The sequence below is a fragment of the Cellulophaga sp. RHA_52 genome, assembly GCF_007827205.1.
GTDB lineage: Bacteria > Bacteroidota > Bacteroidia > Flavobacteriales > Flavobacteriaceae > Cellulophaga > Cellulophaga lytica.
In genome coordinates this window covers 3,231,076-3,248,459 of record NZ_VIRZ01000001.1, presented here as the reverse complement: position 1 = coordinate 3,248,459, position 17,384 = coordinate 3,231,076, and the positions used below count along the sequence as shown (strand labels likewise).

The 17,384-nt window shown below is 31.6% G+C and carries 18 protein-coding genes; 11 read left to right on the top strand and 7 right to left on the bottom strand.

Annotated features, from left to right (window positions below; translation table 11 throughout):
• Positions 1 to 58: 58 nt before the first annotated feature.
• The 5 genes from JM80_RS14315 to JM80_RS14295 all read left to right on the top strand — a co-directional run bounded on the left by JM80_RS14315 (position 59) and on the right by JM80_RS14295 (position 3,242).
• A complete protein-coding gene (locus JM80_RS14315; protein WP_013622075.1) occupies positions 59 to 1,381 on the top strand; it encodes a 2TM domain-containing protein in 1,323 nt (440 codons plus the stop codon).
• A 33-nt stretch (positions 1,382 to 1,414) separates the two neighbouring features.
• The gene (locus JM80_RS14310; RefSeq protein WP_013622076.1) at positions 1,415 to 1,720 is read left to right on the top strand and encodes a 2TM domain-containing protein; all 306 of its coding nucleotides are present in this window, start codon (positions 1,415 to 1,417) and stop codon (positions 1,718 to 1,720) included.
• Positions 1,720 to 2,052: a 2TM domain-containing protein gene (locus JM80_RS14305; RefSeq protein ID WP_013622077.1), complete on the top strand. Its 333-nt coding sequence runs from the start codon at positions 1,720 to 1,722 to the stop codon at positions 2,050 to 2,052. The genes JM80_RS14310 and JM80_RS14305 overlap by 1 nt, the downstream gene beginning before the upstream one ends.
• A 1-nt stretch (position 2,053) precedes the next feature.
• Positions 2,054 to 2,395 (top strand): 2TM domain-containing protein, encoded by a 342-nt coding sequence (locus JM80_RS14300; RefSeq protein WP_144710718.1) that lies wholly within the window; start codon positions 2,054 to 2,056, stop codon positions 2,393 to 2,395.
• 91 nt (positions 2,396 to 2,486) lie between these two features.
• Positions 2,487 to 3,242 carry a LytTR family DNA-binding domain-containing protein gene (locus JM80_RS14295; RefSeq protein WP_144710716.1) on the top strand — a complete coding sequence of 252 codons (756 nt, stop codon included), beginning with the start codon at positions 2,487 to 2,489 and terminating at the stop codon, positions 3,240 to 3,242.
• Positions 3,243 to 3,334: 92 nt separating this feature from the next.
• Here the strand turns inward: JM80_RS14295 and JM80_RS14290 are convergent, their stop codons facing one another.
• Positions 3,335 to 4,519 carry an LETM1-related biofilm-associated protein gene (locus tag JM80_RS14290; protein ID WP_144710714.1) on the bottom strand — a complete coding sequence of 395 codons (1,185 nt, stop codon included), beginning with the start codon at positions 4,517 to 4,519 and terminating at the stop codon, positions 3,335 to 3,337.
• A gap of 143 nt (positions 4,520 to 4,662) precedes the next feature.
• Between JM80_RS14290 and JM80_RS14285 the strand changes: the two genes are divergently transcribed.
• The 4 genes from JM80_RS14285 (at position 4,663) to JM80_RS16475 (ending at position 7,783) form a co-directional block, all read left to right on the top strand.
• Positions 4,663 to 5,340, top strand: coding sequence for a DUF4331 family protein (locus JM80_RS14285; protein WP_144710712.1), 678 nt, complete (start codon positions 4,663 to 4,665; stop codon positions 5,338 to 5,340).
• A 21-nt stretch (positions 5,341 to 5,361) separates the two neighbouring features.
• Positions 5,362 to 6,057 carry a DUF4331 domain-containing protein gene (locus tag JM80_RS14280; RefSeq protein WP_144710710.1) on the top strand — a complete coding sequence of 232 codons (696 nt, stop codon included), beginning with the start codon at positions 5,362 to 5,364 and terminating at the stop codon, positions 6,055 to 6,057.
• Positions 6,058 to 6,131: 74 nt separating this feature from the next.
• The gene (locus tag JM80_RS14275) at positions 6,132 to 7,409 is read left to right on the top strand and encodes a lipopolysaccharide assembly protein LapB (RefSeq protein WP_144710708.1); all 1,278 of its coding nucleotides are present in this window, start codon (positions 6,132 to 6,134) and stop codon (positions 7,407 to 7,409) included.
• A gap of 230 nt (positions 7,410 to 7,639) precedes the next feature.
• Positions 7,640 to 7,783 carry a hypothetical protein gene (locus tag JM80_RS16475; RefSeq protein ID WP_013622084.1) on the top strand — a complete coding sequence of 48 codons (144 nt, stop codon included), beginning with the start codon at positions 7,640 to 7,642 and terminating at the stop codon, positions 7,781 to 7,783.
• A 157-nt stretch (positions 7,784 to 7,940) separates the two neighbouring features.
• Here the strand turns inward: JM80_RS16475 and JM80_RS14270 are convergent, their stop codons facing one another.
• The 6 genes from JM80_RS14270 to JM80_RS14245 all read right to left on the bottom strand — a co-directional run bounded on the left by JM80_RS14270 (position 7,941) and on the right by JM80_RS14245 (position 14,558).
• Entirely contained in the window at positions 7,941 to 8,741 is an 801-nt protein-coding gene (locus JM80_RS14270) for an anti-sigma factor domain-containing protein (protein ID WP_144710706.1), read from the bottom strand.
• A gap of 4 nt (positions 8,742 to 8,745) precedes the next feature.
• The gene (locus JM80_RS14265) at positions 8,746 to 9,276 is read right to left on the bottom strand and encodes an RNA polymerase sigma factor (RefSeq protein ID WP_144710704.1); all 531 of its coding nucleotides are present in this window, start codon (positions 9,274 to 9,276) and stop codon (positions 8,746 to 8,748) included.
• Positions 9,277 to 9,356: 80 nt separating this feature from the next.
• Positions 9,357 to 9,935, bottom strand: coding sequence for a superoxide dismutase family protein (locus JM80_RS14260; protein WP_034644408.1), 579 nt, complete (start codon positions 9,933 to 9,935; stop codon positions 9,357 to 9,359).
• Positions 9,936 to 10,041: 106 nt separating this feature from the next.
• Positions 10,042 to 10,689, bottom strand: coding sequence for a hypothetical protein (locus JM80_RS14255; RefSeq protein WP_075695428.1), 648 nt, complete (start codon positions 10,687 to 10,689; stop codon positions 10,042 to 10,044).
• 53 nt (positions 10,690 to 10,742) lie between these two features.
• Entirely contained in the window at positions 10,743 to 13,949 is a 3,207-nt protein-coding gene (locus JM80_RS14250; RefSeq protein ID WP_144710702.1) for a hypothetical protein, read from the bottom strand.
• A 48-nt stretch (positions 13,950 to 13,997) separates the two neighbouring features.
• Positions 13,998 to 14,558 (bottom strand): PepSY-associated TM helix domain-containing protein, encoded by a 561-nt coding sequence (locus JM80_RS14245; RefSeq protein ID WP_255436823.1) that lies wholly within the window; start codon positions 14,556 to 14,558, stop codon positions 13,998 to 14,000.
• 155 nt (positions 14,559 to 14,713) lie between these two features.
• On the opposite strand from JM80_RS14245, the gene JM80_RS14240 reads away from it, so the two are divergent.
• Both JM80_RS14240 and JM80_RS14235 read left to right on the top strand, forming a co-directional pair.
• Positions 14,714 to 15,841, top strand: coding sequence for a VWA domain-containing protein (locus JM80_RS14240; RefSeq protein ID WP_144710698.1), 1,128 nt, complete (start codon positions 14,714 to 14,716; stop codon positions 15,839 to 15,841).
• Positions 15,842 to 15,916: 75 nt separating this feature from the next.
• Positions 15,917 to 17,383 carry a hypothetical protein gene (locus JM80_RS14235; RefSeq protein WP_013622092.1) on the top strand — a complete coding sequence of 489 codons (1,467 nt, stop codon included), beginning with the start codon at positions 15,917 to 15,919 and terminating at the stop codon, positions 17,381 to 17,383.
• Position 17,384: the final 1 nt, after the last annotated feature.

Here is a 17,384-nt window from a genome sequence, read left to right as displayed (position 1 = left end):
TTTGTAGCAGATAAGAACAGTAAATATTTACTAAATTAGAGCCAAATCAGATTTTAAAATGTTCAATATAAAAAAGATATTAAAAATAAGTATTTACATAACAGTTGTAATATCTGTTATAAATGTACTTGGTAGTATAGGTGATGGCTTTTCATTAATAAAAACATTGCGTGGTATAGCAATTACCTTTCTTTATTCTTTTGTTTTAAGCGTGGTAAATTCATACTACTTTCAATATATATCTAACATTTATAGCTGGGAAGAGCAACCTAAAAAGAGATTGTGGCTTGGTGCATTAGGGTCTGTAGTACTAACAGTTATTGCTTTTGCAATTGTAAAATTTATAATTGCTATTGTGCTTTTTGGTACTAGCGTAGAGTACTATGTAAACAACCAAACGTTGTCTCCTTATATGATAGCTATACTAATATCTATAGTGGTTTCATTAGCATTGCATGCTTATTACTTTTACAAGTACATACAAGACTCTAAAATAAAAGAACAAAAAATAATAGCAGGTACAGCATCTGCAAAGTTTGATGCTTTAAAAAATCAGTTAGATCCACATTTTTTATTTAATAGTTTAAATGTGTTAACTAGTTTAATAGAGGAAGATCCTTTTCAGGCTCAAAAGTTTACCACATCATTATCTAAAGTATACAGGTATGTATTAGAACAAAAAAATAAAGATTTGGTAACTGTAGATGAAGAGTTGCAATTTGCTAAAACGTACATACGCTTATTAAAAATGAGATTTGAAGATAGTATTGTTTTTGAAGTACCTGAAAAAAGTAGCAATCCAGATGCCAAAATAATACCGCTATCACTGCAATTATTGTTAGAAAATGCAGTAAAACACAATATAGTATCATCTAACAAGCCTTTACATTTAAAGGTAGAAGAGATAGACAATATGCTAATTGTAAGTAACAATTTACAAGAGAAAAAAGTAGTTAAAAAAAGTAGTGGAGTAGGGCTTAAAAACATACACCAACGCTACCAAATGTTAACAGACAGAACAGTAATTATTAATAAAGGCGAAACAGAATTTAGTGTTCATTTGCCAATTTTAACCAAACAAGTATCAACTATGGAAACGCAAAAAGTACATTTAGACGAAAAACGCTATCAAAGAGCAAAAGAAAGAGTAGAAAAAATTAAAGGATTTACATATAACCTAGTAGCATATTGTTTTGTTATCCCTTTTTTAATATGGTTAAACTACCAAACAACAGATTTTCCTTGGTCGGTTTTTCCTGCCTTTGGCTGGGGATTAGGGCTTACAGCACACGGTATGGAAGCCTTTGGCTACAACCCATTATTTGGTAAAAATTGGGAAAACCGTAAGATTAAAGAATATATGGAGGACGATAAATTTTAAAAAAGAAATAATTAACCAACTAAAAATACAACTATGGAGATTAATACTAACCAAGATAAGTACACAAGAGCTAAAGAGCGTGTAAAAGATGAAAAAGAGTTTTATAACAAAGTAATTTCGTCTGTATTTACAATAGCTATAGTAGCATCAATTAATTATTACCTAAACGAGTTTAGCAACCCTTGGTTTTTGTGGGTAGTATTAGGCTTAAGCATTAGTCTTATTTTTAAAGCAATAAAAGTATTTAGCTTTTTTCCGTTTATGGGTAGAGACTGGGAACAAAAGAAAATTAACCAGTTAATGAAAGAGGAAGAAGAAACAAGTAAAAAATGGAGGTAATGGAAAACTATAATGAGCAATACAGAAACGAAAAGCTAGAGAGGGCTAAAGAAAAAATAAAAGAATTAAAAGGCTTTTACATACATTTTACGGTTTATGTTATTGTAAACCTATTTATTTTAGGATCTATTGTTGTTAACTCTGGATGGGATGCCTTTTTTAATATAGGAACATATTTTACTCCGTTCTTTTGGGGATTAGGTATAGTAGGACACTATTCTAAAGTAAGCGGCTCATTACCATTTTTTAGTAAAGATTGGGAAAACCGTCAGATTGAAAAGTATATGGAAAAAGAAAAAAGAGAGTCAGAAGACTTTTTAAAAAAGAAATAAGATGAAAAAAGCACCATTAAGTAAGTTAGAAAGAGCAGAGAAAAAAGTAAAAGAAATTAAAGATTTTTACAACCATTTGGGATGGTTTTTAGTAGTAAATATTGTTGTGCTAATTGTTAGGTTTAGACTGTTTGATATTTTTCCAATTGAATCTATTTCTATAGGAAAAAACATCTCTACTTGGATAGATGTTAATATGACGGTAATGCCATTACTTTGGTTATTTGGATTAATCTGCCACGGACTATATGTTTTTAAAGATAAGTTCCGTTTTTTTAAAAATTGGGAACAACGACAAATTGAAAAGTATATGGAAGAAGATGAGCAAACAAAATACTTGTAGTAAGTAAATAAAATTAATTTTTAAAAAGTAGAATTGGCATCATTAATATAATTTTTTTCTATTTTGCCATCACCATAAAATAACCAAACCAATGAACGTAATAATTATTGAAGATGAAAAACCAGCAGCAAGAAGACTAAGTAGGTTGCTTGCAGAATTAAATGTAACAGTCTCTACAATGTTACACTCGGTTGAAGAATCTATAATTTGGTTTAATGAGAATGATCATCCAGATTTAATTTTTTTAGACATACAATTATCTGATGGTTTGTCTTTTGAAATTTTTGATCAGGTAAATGTAAAAAGTGCTATCATTTTTACTACTGCTTATGATGAATATGCACTACAAGCTTTTAAGTTAAATAGTGTAGATTATTTACTAAAACCTATAGATGATGAAGAGCTAGAAGTTGCCGTAAATAAGTATAAAAATATGACTGCTTCTAAAACTAAAATAGCTGTAGATTTTGAAGACATAAAAAAGCTACTTGTAAACCCAATTGAACGTGAGTATAAAAAACGATTTACAGTTAAAGTTGGGCAGCACATAAAAATTATTAATGCAGACGAAATAGAATGTTTTTTTAGTGAAAACAAAGGAACCTATGCTGCTACAGCAGACGGTAGAAATTACTTGTTAGATGTTACCTTAGAAAATTTAGAGTCTGAGCTAGAACCTAAAAATTTCTTTAGAGTAAGTCGTAAATTTTACGTTAATGTAAACTATATAAAAGATATTGTATCTTACACAAATTCTAGGCTAAAAATTGTATTAAATAAGTATAACGACTCAGAAATTATAGTAAGTAGAGAAAAGGTAAAGGACTTTAAGTTGTGGTTAGAATAAGGTGGTATAAAATACTGGAGTTAAATTACTTGTTGTATTTAAATAATTAAGTATAAGTTTTATCTATATTAGCCTTTTTGTATAATTATAGCTTATTCTTCAATTCGGTTTTCATCAAAAGAAGAAGGTAGCAATTTAGGAATTAATTTAATAAAAATAGGTAGTAATATAGCACCTCCTGGTAACATAAATATTGCTAAAGAAGGTATACTTTTAAAAATATCTAATAGTTGGTTTTGTACTTTTCTCTTTTCTTCTACACTTAAATTTGTAGTAGTAGATTTAGATATTAATGCAACCAACTCTTTACTTTCTGCTAATTCTTTTTGTAACCTTTTGCTGTTTCTTAATATTAATTTGTTAGCAAATTTTGATGTGTTTTCATAAAATTTTTCAGCTAAATTATGGTCTTTTAAATGCGGAATTTTCTTTGCATTTTCCTTAAAAAAAACAGCAACTTTTTCAATAGATTTTTTAACCTTATTTTCTTCTAAATTTAGATCTTTTGCAATACCAAAAACAAACTCAGATTCTTTGTAGTCTAATGTTAAATCTTCCCAAGCTGTCACGCAAATTATATCCATCAAATATTGGTATACTTCAGGCGAAAATTTATTAACCAAACGTTCTCTGTAATGCGCATCAAAATGATGATAATCGTCTGGTAAAAATGATAATGAAGCAATAAATAAATAGCTTAAACGCTCATCATATTTTTGCTGTTGCTTAGAGTTTAAAGTGTGGTGAACTAAATTTATTAGAATATACTCTAGCTCTTCTGCATACTTTTTTAGATCCTTTTCTTCTTTTAAAAAACGTTTAAAAAGTAATACATCAACAAAAAGCAAGGTGTTTGTAACAGAACTTCCAAAGGTTTTGTTTATTAAATTATCCTCTAAAAAAACTCTAGATTTTAGTATAGCCTCTAATTTATTACTTGCTTTTGAACCTGTAAAAACTTTATCAAAAAAGCTAGAATTTATGTCTAAAGCTTCATAAAAACGAATAGTTAAATCTATAAAATTGGCATAATTATAATCCTTTTTTTCTAATAAATATGTGAAATATAATGCGGAAATTAGGTTGGCTTTTGCATTTTCATCTTCTGTTGGTGTATGGGTAATTGGTATAAAATGTAGCCATTTTACGTGAATTCCGTATATAAAACCTGTAGTACAAAGACTACGGTATAAGTCATTGTAATTAGAGTAGACAACAGTACTATTGGTTACTATTTGTCCAAACTTATCTATCCAACCAGAAGCAGACGGGTTCATAACTTATTTTTTTGCTAAACTATATATTGTTTAGTTGCAATTTAGGGTTTATTTCTGTTTAACAAAATTTTAACAATTAAAAACCAAACCCTACTTTTTAAAGCTCCGTAAGTAGGGGTGAATTATAATTAAAACATACTACAATGAGAAAAAACAGAAATTTATTAGTTATATGCTTACTAGCAATAGTAGGTGTAGTATTGGTAGCGGCAGATCATATAGATGCACCGTCTACTACAGGACAAACTGCAGATATTGCAGATTTTTATGCTTTTGAGCCTACAGAGGGATCTGACAATACCGTATTTGTAGTAGACTTACAAACCAATGTTTTACCAGATTTAGCTTACGGTACTTTTGATGAAGGCGTACTAACAGAAATTAATATAGATAAAGATGGTGATTTAGTTGAAGATTTAGTAATACAAGCTATACCAAGAGACGGTGTTATGTACTTTTTTGGACCTATAGCACCATCTGCTACTGGTTTAAGTGGTGAGGTTATGGTAGACGCTCCATTAGGTTCAGTTGCTATATCTGGTGCTACTGCTACGGTAGAAGAACTATCTAATGGTGTAAAACTATTTGCAGGCCCAAGGCAAGATGCTTTCTTTTTTGACTTTACACAATTTAATGCAGTTATAGGCGGTATGGCTCCAGAAGGTTTTAAGGCTGCAGGTGAAGCTACAGATACTTTTAATGGTGCAAATACAATGTCTATTGCAATAGAAATTCCTAACACTATGTTGGGTACAACCACAGCTACTAATGCTTTAGGTTTAGAAGTGTACAAAACTTGGGTAACTACAAACAAAAAATAATAATACTAAAAACTTACAATTATGAAATTATATAATATAAAACACCTGGCCTTAGCCTTTGGAGCTGCATTAACTATAGCATCTTGTTCTGATGATGATAATGGAGATATGCAAATGGAACCAGAAATGAACGATTTTTCTGGAACATACACACAGGTAGACCATATGGGTAGACCTGGTATTAATACAGTTTTGTCTTATGATGTAGAAGGGCAAGCAAGTGTTAAAGATGCTCAAAATGTTACAGTACCTTCAGAAATGGGTGCAATGTTTCAGGCTGGTTTTGAAGCTAGGCTAGAGCAATACCATGATGTTTATGCAAATTTATTAGGAGCAGATCCTGCAGATGTAAACTACGAGAACAATATTTTAGGTTTAGACGCTGCAACATTAACGGGTTATTTAGCAGCAGATGTATTAGAAGTTGCTCCTAATTTACCAACTACATATTTTAATCCAGGTACAGATAATGATGGTGATGGTAGAGTTCTTGTGCCAGATGGGGATGAAGTTGCTTTAACCGGAAGATTAATAACAGATGACGTTATTGATGTTTCTTTAATACTACTTTTTGGAGGAGAAGAAGGAGACCGTTTTAGTGGTCAAGACACAGATGGTGATGGTACAGCAGATTTACCTCGTTTAACATCAGATGGTGTTAGCTTAACAGCAACAGTTTCTACTGATTTTCCTTTTTTAGGAACTCCAGAAAACTAAACACGTACTAATTGCAAGGGAGGTTTAACCTCCCTTTTACTCAACTTATTTTTAACTCTACAAAATTTTAAAAAATGAAAAATTTAGCCTTATTTATACTCTTAATTACTTTTGCTTCTTGTAATTTAGATGGTAATACAACAGTTACAAACGCAGAAGATTATAATGCATTTTTAAAGGTTGATGCAGAAAAAACAACATCAAGACAATATGAGTTGTGGAACTCAAAAATAAAACCAGATAGTATGCAAATTGCCAGTTTTGGTATGGTTGCACAAGAATATAATAGGTATTTTAAAAACACTGGTAAAATAGAATATCTTAAAAAGGCAGAACAATGTTTATCAAGAGCTGTAGATGTTGCAGCAGTTAATAAAGCAGATTTTTATAGATCATTAGGGCGTAATTATATTTCTCAGCATAGGTTTAAAGAAGCATTGCAAATGGCACTGGAAGCCCAAAAAATGGGCAGTGGAGTAACGCAAACGCAAAGTCTTTTGTTTGATGTATATATGGAGTTAGGCGATTATGATAAAGCAGAGGAAACTTTATCTCTCTTAAAAGATAAAAATAGCTTTGGTTATTTAATTAGAATAGCAAAATGGAAAGACTATAAAGGAGATTTAGATGCTACTATAGCTTATATGGAAAAAGCTAAACAGCTAGCAGAAATGTCTAACAATACCAATTTAAAAATATGGTCTTATACTAATATTGCAGATTATTACGGTCACGCCGGAAGAATTAAAGACTCTTACAATTACTATTTAAAATCTTTAGAATTAGAACCTCATAATGCATATGCTAAAAAGGGAATTGCATGGATTGTTTTTTCATACGAACGAAACCCAACAGAAGCACTACGCATTTTAAACGCAATTACAAAAAGTTATAATGCTCCAGATTATTATTTACTAAAGGCAGAAATTGCAGAATTTCAAGAAAATAAAGTAGAGAAACTTAAAAATATGGATAGGTATGTAAAGGCTGTGGCTAACCCTTCATATGGTGCTATGTACAATGCGTACAATGTTAACTTTTATTTAGATTATACAGATTTGTATAGTAAAGCTTTAGATATCGCTAAAAAAGAAGTGAATAGTAGAAAAACTCCAGAGTCTTATATGTTGCTAGCTCATAGCTTATATAAAAAAGGAGATGTAGCTAATGCTGTTGTTATTATAGAAAAGCATATAGAAGGCAAAACTTTTGAGCCTCATATTTTATACAGTTCTGCAGAAATTTATAAGGCAGCAGGAAAAACAAAAAAAGTAAAAGAATTAAAAGAAGAATTAATAGATGCAATTTATGAATTAGGTCCTAATATGGAGAAAAAAATTGCTCAATTATAATTTATTACAAGTACAACTTTTGTAGAGTTTAGTTGTAGGTTGTTGCTAAAGAGTACCAAAGCACTTGTGTTTTGGTGCTTTTTTATTTATAAAATTTTAAGATTTTTTTATGTTAATATACTAAAACAACAAAATTACAGTTTTAATAAAACCACTTAACCTAAAACTCCGTATGTAGTGAAAATAGGTGCAGCATTATAAATGCAACAACTATTAATAACATATTTGTTATGGAATATTATTTTTTTACACTTTGGATTGCCGTAATGGCGTTTTATTGCTACAAGTTGTTTGCAGCACACAAATCTTTAAAAAAAGTAGAGTATAATAATGCTCATAAATTAAAAGAAAAACAGATTAAAATACATAAATAGTGTATTCTTTAAACTGATTAAAATATGTTTGTTTAACATTTATTGGTTTTGTTAAATATTAAAGCTCTGTGTTTACAGAGCTTTTTTTGTACCCAATATTATGTAATTAAAAAATCCTCTAGAAATAGAGGATTTTTTAATGTATGATAAATAATTTTTATGAGCTAGCGGCTACACCCAATGTGTATAATTGCTCTAGAGTAGGAGAATCGCTACCACCTGCAGGCTCTAAGGTAATACCAAAGGCTTCTGAGTTGTTAGCATTTGCTAAAGCAAATATTTTATTTTCATCTCCTTTAAAGTCTTTAAGTAGTCCTAAGCTAGTTGGAGTTAAAGGATTAAGTTTTAAAGACCATACTTGATACACAAAACCATCTGGTGGCTCTGGTAATCCTTTGGCATCTATAAATACTTTTTGTTCTTTTTTGTTCCAGTATGCTTTTGCATAAGACTCTGGCGAAACTGCTTGTCCGCCTAAAGCAACAACATCTATATTTTTGTCTCTAATTGTATTTAGTAAATCTTGTGTTTCAATTAAAGAATTATTTGCATTATCTATTTTAGATTCTAAGTCAATTTTTTCTTGTGAAACTACTTCTATTTTAGATTCCAAATCTTTATTTTGGTTGTACATCCAAAGCATACCGGCAGATAAAACCACTGCAGCAGCCCAGCCTGTATACGTGGTCCAACCAGATTTTTGTTTTGGTAACTGTACAACTTTAGTATTATCTTCCAAATTTAGCCTACGTTTAATAGCAGTAAACATATTACTATCTAATTTAGGAGAAGCAGATTTGCTAAGTGCTAATATAGAGGCTTCTATGGCTTCTATTTCTTTTTTAAGTTCCGGATGCTGTTCAGCATCATTATGTATTTGCAAGTTTTCTTCTTTAGAAAGCACACCTGCAACATAAAGTTCTAGTTTTCCGGACGCTATGTATTCTTCAATGTTCATATCCCTATCCTAATACATTTTTTCTTAATTGCGATATGCAACTTCTGTTTCTTGTTTTAATAGTACCTAAAGGAATATTTAACTCCTCTGATGCTTCTTTTTGGGTATAGCCTTTAAAGTATAACATTTCTATTATTTGTACACACTTGTCTTTTAAGTTAACTAAAAACTTTTTAACTCCAATGGCATCCATTTTATCATCTAGGTTATTTTTATCTTCTAAGATACTTACGAAGTAATCTGCAGATAGGTTTTGTTTGCTGTTTTTGTGGGATTTAGAACGCACTTCATCTATAGCAGCATTGCGAGCAATGTTTAAAATCCAAGTAAAAAACCTTCCTTTAGATGCATTGTATTTGTCTGCATTATTCCAGATTTTTACAAAAACATCCTGACATATTTCTTGAGATATATCTGAGTTTTTTACAATTGTATTTATTACACCACAGATGTTTTCAGAATACATATCATATAATTTTTCAAAAGCTTTTTGGTCTTTATTCTGAAATTGTATAACTAGGGTCTCTAATTGCATATATTGTATTTACAGTTGTAAGATAATATAAAAAAGCTACATTTTAGTAGCTTTTTTATAAAGTAATATGTTTGTTTTATTTATTCAATAATTCCTGCGCAACTTACTCTTGCACCAGCATTACCACTAGGTTGAGATGTAAAATCGTCTACACCTTCATGAACTATTATTCCTTTTCCTAGAATATTTTTTTTAGGATCTTCACAACCTAAACACCATTCATTGGTGCTAAATTTAATTTCAGAATTACCGTTATTGTCAGCAATAAAATTACCAATATCTCCTTTATGGTATCCGTCTTTATCTCCCCATTTTCCGTGTTTTTCAAAAGTTGGGTTCCAGTGTCCGCCTGCAGATTTACCATCATCAGAAGAGCAATCTGCTTTTTCGTGAATATGTATGGCGTGTTCACCTTCTTTTAAACCAGTAAGGTTGGCAACCATTGCCACTTTGTTGTTATTTTGGGTAAAGGTAATTTTACCAGTAACATTACTGTTACTTTTAGGCTCCAATGTAATTGTTAGTGTTTTTGATTCCTCATTATCAGGAATTACAGTGGCTTTTGTTGTAGAAGTTTCCTCTGCTTTTTTATTTTGATTTTTACAACTGTATGTAAAACTTATAAAAAGAATTGATAGCGTTACTATTATTTTTTTCATCTTGTTATGGTTTTCAATTAATACAAAATTTTTGCACTAAACTAAGAGTAATACCCTTAAACCGTTAACTCATAAAAAGTAAATGGTAACGCTATCAATAAAAAAATTACTTTTTAGCTAAAAATACTTGACCTTTAATTTCAACCTCGCTCCAAGTTTTGCTTACACCATCTGCACCAGTATGTAAAGCTTCACAAGCTTTGTTTATAGATGCAACTGCGTCTAAAGCATTCCAATCTTCTAAGTTCATTATACCAGTAAAAGTATATTTATTATCTGCTAATTTTTCTGTTGTTAATGGTACAGTGGCAGTTTCTCCGTTTAAGGTAACTTCTAAACTACTTTTATCACCATCTGTTTTTAAAGTTCCAGAAATTAACTCGGTGTTTTTCATTACTCCAAAAAAGAATTCTAAAATTTTTGGATCTCTTGTTCCTGTACCATCATTGGTAAATAAACTGCTCACAGGTATACTAAATTCTGTACCGTTTAATGCTTCTAAAGCAGTAGCGCCAGTATTAGATTTAGTAATGTTAACAGTTTTAAATGTACCACCTACACCAATTTTATCTGTAGTTTTATATGCCGTAAAACTTGCCTTTGTAGAGTCTGCAATTAATGAGTATTGAGACTCAGTTTCTGCGTGAGAATGATCTGCATTTTCACCCTCATGAGAATGGTCTTTTTTAGCATCTTTACAGCTAAAAGTGGTAACAGCTATTAAGCCTAAACATATTAATTTTATCTTTTTCATAATACTATAATTTAATAAAGTATAAAGGTAAAAAATCTATTACTCTTATCCTTTTAATTAATTGTAAAGGTTTTAATTTCTTTAAAAGAATTGGTTTCTAAATTGCTAATTTTTGCTTTATAAGGATTCCATTTTTCTGTAAAAAATGTATTTGTTTTTTCTAAAGCAGTTTCTAACTCTTTTTGTGCAAATTGCATTAGGTTTTTTTCTGTAACTGTAATTCCGGTTTTTCTACTACGTACATAACCACCAGCACTCCCAATTCTTTGCATAACTGTAATTTCTGGATTTCTGGTTATACCTTGTCTTTTGTCTACTTTACCAATATAAAGAGCTATAACAGCATCAATTTCTTTAACTATAGTCTTAGAAGCTTTTATTTCTTCTTTATATTTTTCTTTGTTTAAAGTACTTAGGTCTGCTTTATATTTATTGGCCGTATTTTTACTTTCTACCAATTGTTTTACTGCATCTGCTGCAGTTTGGGTATATTTTGCAAGTATTTTATTGGCAGCGTACACTTCTTTAATTGCTGTATTAGAAACGTTTAACCTTGGATCTGACTTTACAGTTAGCATTGTTTCCTCTGTAGTAGTTCCGTAAGTTAATTGTACTTTGTATGTGCCAGGCAATACACGTTGCCCGCTTGGTTCTCTTTTAGATTTGCGTATGCTACGCGATGGTCTTTCTGGCCCTTTTTCAGACATATTCCAATAAAAACGATGTAAACCTGTTTTTTTAGGAGCTTTTACTTTTATAGTACGTATTAACTCATTACCATTAAAAAATTGAAACTGTAATGAATCTTTAGAAACTACACCATCTTTTTTAGCAGGAGTATTTTCTTTTTCTTCCTTTTTGTCATCAGTCTCTGGTTTTTCTGCTTTTTCTTTTTTCTTATAAAAATAGGTTAGCATTGCACCACCTTTTTTATTTTCTCCGTTAAATAACGCGTCTGCACCAAATCTGCTACCTGTAGGTTGTTGGTAAGCTGCTTGGTAGGCAACAGGAGGAGTAAATAAAGCTACATCTTTAGTAAGTACAGTTTTGTTTTTAGCAATAGCTCTTAGAGGTCTAATGTCATCTAAAACCCACGCGGCTCTACCAAAAGTACCAATAACAAGGTCATGCTCTCTTGGATGTATTACTAAATCTTTGGTAGATACGGTTGGGTAACCTTCTGTCCATTTTTGCCATTTGTTACCAGCATCAAAAGAAATGTACAAACCATCATCTGTACCTAAGAATAATAGGTTTGGTGTTTCTGGATCTTCAATAATAGATAACGCATAACTTTTTACATCATTTTCATCTACAATTCTTGTCCAAGTTTTACCATAATTAACGGTTTTGTATACGTAAGGTGTGTAGTTAAACCTACGGTAATCATTAGCAACCAATAAAGCTTCTCCTTTATTTTTGTTTGATGCTTTAATTTGTGGTATCCAACTACCTTCTGGTAATCCTTTTATGTTTTTGGTTACATCTGTCCAGTTGGCACCGCCATTCTGTGTTACATGTACGCGGCCATCATCTGTACCAACCCATAACATATCTTTTTCTACAGAAGAAGGTTCTATTACTAAAATAGTACAGTGGTTTTCTGCACCGGTAGCATCCATAGTTAAACCTCCACTTTCGCTTTGTTTTTGTTTTTCTGGATCATTAGTGGTTAAATCCGGAGAAATAACCGTCCATGTTAAGCCTTTGTCTGTTGTTTTATGTACAAATTGGCTGCCAAAGTATGCAGTAGAATTATTAAAAGGATCTTGCCCAATTGCAGAATTCCAGTTAAACCTTAATTTAGTTTCAGCATCTGGTGGAGTAGGCTTTACAGAGTAATTGTTCCCTGTTTTCCAATCATATCTAGATACACTTCCTTGCTGACTCATTGTATAGCCAAATTGAGAATCATCTAAGTCTGGAACAACATCAAAACCATCACCAAAAGAAATTTCTTGCCAGTAGCTGTTACGTATACCTTGTGCTTTCCATACAAAAGCAGGTCCGCGCCAAGAACCGTTATCTTGCATACCACCATAAACATTATATGGGAACTCATTATCTACATTAATATGGTAAAACTGTGCAACAGGTAAATTACCAATAAATCGCCAAGATTTACCGCCGTCTTTGGTAATATTTAGTCCGCCATCATTACCATCCATCATAAACTGTCCGTTTTCTGGGTGTATCCACCACGCGTGATGATCTGGATGTACGCCATTATCTGCACCATAAGCTGGCATTAATTGGCTAAAGTTTTTTCCGCCATCTTCAGATACATTTATATAAGTAAAAACAGAATATACTCTGTTTTCATTCTGTGGATCTACATAAATTTCTGAGTAATAAAAAGGTCTATTTCCTATATCAGACTTATCATTAATTTTTTTCCATTTAAAACCACCGTCAGTAGATTTGTATAATGCATTTTTTTTAGCTTCTACCAATGCATAAACTACATTAGGTTTGTTGCGTGCAATAGCAATACCTATTCGACCAAGTTCATCTTTTGGTAGTCCGTCTTCTTCAGTAATTTTTTTCCAATTTTTACCACCATCATGTGTCATATATAAACCACTACCAACACCACCAGATTTAAAAAACCAAGGATCTCTTTTGTGTTCCCACATTGCAGCAATAAGCTTGTTTGGGTTTGTAGGATCCATAACCAAATCTGCCACACCAGATTTGTTATTGGTAAATAGTATTTTTTTCCAAGTAATACCACCATCTGTTGTTTTAAAAACACCACGTTCTGGGTGCTCTCCCCAAGGAGAACCAATTGCACCAGCGTAAACAATGTTTGGGTTTGTTGGGTCTATTACAATTCTATGTATATGTCTGGTTTTTTCTAAGCCCATTGGCAACCAGCTTTTACCGCCATCTAAAGACTTGTAAATGCCATAACCACCATTTAAACTGTTTCTAGGGTTACCCTCTCCTGTACCTACCCAAATTACAGATGGGTTGCTTTGTTGTATGGCAACAGCACCAACAGAAGCGGTAACTTCTTTGTCAAAAATAGGATCCCATTTTATACCTCCAGAGGTAGATTTCCATAATCCACCAGAGGCTGTACCTGCATAAATAATATCAGGATTACTGTGCACAGCATCTATAGCAGTTACACGGCCGCTCATACCTCCAGGGCCAATGTTTCGTGGTTTTAAATCCTGTACATAGTCCATTTTAAAGTCTTGTGCAGGCAAGCACAAAACAGCAAAAAAGAATAAAAGTGAGTGTAGTTTTTTCATTTTTTAGAGTTGTTAGTTGATTTTAAAAATAAGTAATATTGATTTAAGTTATTGATTATTAGTGGTCTTTATTTTTTTTATCTTCTTAGGGTTTATCCATAATATAATGCCACTTATACTAATAAATATGAGCCCTAAAGCAAGTATGGTAGAATATAAAAGCTTAAATATTGATGCATCATTTTTTATAAAATAATCTACAATAGATCCATCATGTATTTTTTCAATAATGGTATCTGTACGTTGCTTTACAGATACAACTTTGCCTGTATAGCAGTTAATTTGTAACTCTGTAAAATGCTCATCAAACCTAATTTTAGCTATACCTTTTTTTGGTCTGTAATCTATACGGTCTATTAGTGTAGATAATTGTAAAGAATCTACATACGCTATGGCATTTTTTTCAATGGTTTCTAAAGAAACAAGGGTATGGTTTTTTGTAGTTATTTTATGGGTAGCAGGTTTTAAGTAAAGTTCGCTTTTCCAGGCAAGCAAAGCTCCTGTAGCACTTATAATTAATATAAAAGCAACCAAAATTATAGCTACAGTTTTATGTAGATTTCTGTATAAACGAGTGCTTTTTGCGAGTTTGTTAATCTTAATTTTCAATAGGAACTTATTTAAAGTTTCCGAAAATAACGAAAACCGCACTAAAATTTCATAATAATATGTTAACAAAGCAAGCTTACATTTAGCAAACATTTAATACAAATAGGTTTTTTGAAAACAGAAGTTTATTGAAAAAGCCGTATTTTTATACTTGTATGAAGAATGATAAAATAAACAGAAAAGGTTTTGTATTTAAGCAATACAAAGCCCCTTCACAAACTCCGTTTGAAAAGCTTTTTGAGATTTTTAAAGAGCTAATTACACATACATCTGGAGATTTTGATGAAGCTATAGATTGGTTGCGGGAGTTAGATAAAGAATATAAGCTTACCACAGAAGATTATACTATTGATGATTTTATAGAAGATCTAAAAGCTAAAGGCTACATTAGAGAAGAAATAAAGCCAGATGGTAGTAATGGTACAGCAATTACAGCTAAAACTGAAAGAGCAATAAGGCAGGATGCATTAGATCAAATCTTTGGAAAAATAAAACGTAGCGGTTCTGGTAACCATAAAAGCAAAGGTGTTGGAGCTGGTGATGAGCATACTGGAGACTTTAGAAATTACCAATTTGGAGATGCCTTAGATAAAGTGTCTATGACAGAAAGTCTACGTAACGCACAAGTAAATAACGGTATTGGTGACTTTAGGTTAACGGAAGATGATTTAGTGGTTGAAGAAACTATGCATAAATCGCAAATGAGTACTGTACTTATGATAGATATTAGCCATAGTATGATTCTCTATGGCGAAGACCGTATTACCCCTGCTAAAAAAGTTGCAATGGCCTTGGCAGAATTAATTACCACGCGTTACCCAAAAGATACATTAGATATTCTTGTTTTTGGTAATGATGCTTGGCCTATAAAAATTGCAGATTTACCATATTTACAAGTTGGTCCTTACCATACAAATACTGTTGCTGGTTTGCAATTGGCAATGGATTTACTCCGAAGAAAACGTAACACCAACAAACAAATTTTTATGATAACAGATGGTAAGCCTAGTTGTTTGCAAATGCCAGATGGTACATATTATAAAAATAGTGTTGGTTTAGATGAGAACATTATAAATAAATGCTACGGTATGGCGCAACAAGCAAGAAAGTTACATATACCTATAACAACGTTTATGATAGCCCAAGATCCTTATTTAATGCAATTTGTAAGGGAGTTTACACAAGCAAACCAAGGAAAAGCATTTTATACAGGTTTAAAAGGACTTGGAGAAATGATTTTTGAAGATTACGAAACCAATAGAAAAAAACGAATTAAAGGATAAAAAGAATAAAGAGAATAGAAATAAGATAATTACAATTAAGTCAAATTTCTATAATCTCTTTTCTAAAAATAGAATATGAAAATAGATACAATTAAAACACTAGGCGATTTAAAAAAAGCTGGATACCAAAGTAAATCTATAAAAGATGAGTTACGAGATAACTTAATAGAAAAAGTTAAAAATAAAGAAGCAACATTTACAGGTATTCATGGGTACCAAAATACTGTTATACCAGAATTAGAGCGTGCTATACTTTCTAGGCATAACATAAACTTATTGGGTTTACGTGGGCAAGCAAAAACTCGTTTGGCTAGGTTAATGCTTAATTTACTAGATGAATATATACCAGTGGTAAAAGGATCTGAAATTAATGACGATCCCTTACAACCAATTTCTAGATATGCTGTAGAACTTATTAAAGAAGAAGGAGACAATACACCCATTACTTGGCTACACAGAAGTGAACGTTTTGCAGAAAAATTAGCAACACCAGATGTTACTGTTGCAGATATTATTGGAGATGTAGACCCTATAAAAGCAGCCAATTTAAAACTTAGTTATGCAGATGATAGAGTAATACATTACGGAATGATACCACGTGCTAACCGTTGTATTTTTGTTATTAATGAACTACCGGACTTACAAGCAAGAATACAAGTTGCACTATTTAATATTTTACAAGAAGGAGATATACAAATTAGAGGTTTTAAATTACGTTTGCCTTTAGATATGCAATTTGTTTTTACAGCAAATCCAGAAGATTATACAAATCGTGGTAGTATTGTTACGCCGTTAAAAGACAGAATAGGCTCACAGATTTTAACTCATTACCCAGAAGACATAGAAACTGCTAAAATTATTACAGCACAAGAAGCTAAGTTAGATAGTAGACAGTCTGAGGCTGTTATGGTTCCAGAACTAGCAAAAGAACTGTTAGAACAAATTGTTTTTGAAGCTCGTAAAAGCGAATATATAGATGCTAAAAGTGGTGTAAGTGCAAGGTTAAGCATTACTGCTTTTGAAAACTTATTAAGTACAGCAGAGCTTAGAGCTTTAAAAACTGGTGATGATAAAACAACAGTTAGACTTAGTGATTTTATAGGCATTATACCAGCAATAACTGGTAAGGTAGAGTTGGTTTATGAAGGTGAGCAAGAAGGTGCAGCAAGTGTGGCTTATAACCTAATTGGTGATGCGGTACAAACATTGTTTCCAGAGTATTTTCCTAAAATTGAAAAACTTAAAAAACAAGAAGATGTTAGTCCGTATGACAGTGTAGTGTCTTGGTTTTTTAATAACGAAGCTGGTTTTGAGCTTTTAGATGATTTAAGAGATAAAGAGTATAAAAATATGTTAGATGCCGTTTCTCCTTTAGATGATTTGTTAGGGGAGCACCAGCCTAAGTTAAAAAAAGAAGAAAGTTATTTTGTAAAAGAGTTTATACTTTGGGGCTTGGTACAGTTTAAGCAATTAAGCAAATACAGATTTACAGAAGGTATACAGTTTAAAGATCCTTATAGTAGTTATATAAGCGGTTTGTAAT